2 protein-coding genes are annotated in these 1376 nt (G+C 75.4%); one reads left to right on the plus strand and one right to left on the minus strand.

The features are described from left to right. Positions 1-509, minus strand: a 509-nt coding sequence (locus tag AB0J09_RS64780; protein WP_360714441.1) for an FAD-dependent oxidoreductase, incomplete at its 3' end; no start/stop codon positions are given. 105 nt (positions 510-614) lie between these two features. On the opposite strand from AB0J09_RS64780, the gene AB0J09_RS64785 reads away from it, so the two are divergent. Beyond that, positions 615-1376 (plus strand): hypothetical protein (locus tag AB0J09_RS64785; protein WP_360714443.1); only part of this gene is annotated, 762 nt, incomplete at its 3' end.

Here is a 1376-nt window from a genome sequence, read left to right on the forward strand (position 1 = left end):
GTCGCGGCGCCCGTGCGCACCTCCGCGCCGTGGGCGACGGCGGCGCGCAGCAGCGCGTCGCGCACCGAGCAGCCATCCACCCGGGCGGCGCCCGGCACGAGCAGCGCGCTCAGTGTGTCGGACAGCGGCGGGAACAACTCGGACGGGGTGGGCACGTCGGTGATCTCCCCCATCTCCGGCGCGTCGGGATAGCGGCGGCGCAGCAGGGCGCGCACCGGCTCCAGATCGACCGGGTCCTCGGCCACCAGCAGGGCGCCCACCGTGGCGTACCCGATGTCCTCGCCCAGCGCCTCCACCAGCCCGGGGTAGTGGCGGGCGCCCTCGCGGGTGAGCCGGTACCAGTCGTCGTCCTCCGGGTGGTCCACCCACGGGCACACGATGCCCGCCCCCGCATGGGTCGCCTCGCCAGGGTAGCCGCCGTCCACCACGGTCACCGCCGCGCCGCGCAGGCTCAGGTAGTAGGCCGCGCTCGCTCCGACGATGCCGCTCCCGATCACCACAACACGCATGCGTCCAATGATCTCAGCCTCGCTGACCTCGGTTGATGCCGGGATCCCTCCGCATCCGGGCACCCGTGTCCGGCACGGGGGATTCCAGGCGGTTATGGTCGGCGCATGGACGTCGCCGTCACGAGGATCGAGCTGCCGAGTCCTGTCCGGGCGGCCGCGTCGGACGGCACCTCCGTCTGGTGCGTGAGCACCGGCGGGGTGCGGGCTTACACGACGTCCGGCACGCCGCTGGACGCCGACGACGGCGGCGAGCTGCCGGAGTTACGCTCCCTGGCGGCGGTGCCGGGCACGGTGGCCGGCACGGCGGGCATGCCAGGGGCGTTGGCGGGGACCGTGGTGGTGCCCAGGACGTTCGCCGCGGCCCCGCCCGTGGACTCCCTCCCGCAGGGCACCCTGGCGGGCACCTCGGCCGACCGGGTGTACTGGCTCGACCAGGGCGGCGTGCCGGTCGCCAGCGCGCGCTTCGAGGGACGGGTGCTCGCGGGCGGCGGGGAGATCTGGGCAGTCGGCGCCGGCCAGGCACGCAGGCTCATCGGGCCGGGCCACCTCGGCGAGCCGGCGGCATTACCCGGCCTCGACCTGTGCGCGATCGAGGGTGAACGCCTGTGGTGGACGTCGAAACGCGACACCCTGCTGCGCGGCGGCCCCAAGGAGGTGGACCTGGGCACGCTCGAGCGCGGCGGCATGGTCGTGTGCGCGGGCTCCCTGTGGATCAGCGTGGCGGGCGGGCTGCTGCGGGTCTCCGCCTGGTCGGGCGAGCCCCGCCGGTTCGTGGGTGCTCCCGCGGGGCCGGTGCCGTTCCTCGTCTGTGCGAACGGCGTGCTGGCCGGCGGGGGACGTGACCTGTTCGCGCTCGCCCCGGCCGCC

Source organism: Nonomuraea sp. NPDC049784, from assembly GCF_040659615.1.
GTDB lineage: Bacteria > Actinomycetota > Actinomycetes > Streptosporangiales > Streptosporangiaceae > Nonomuraea.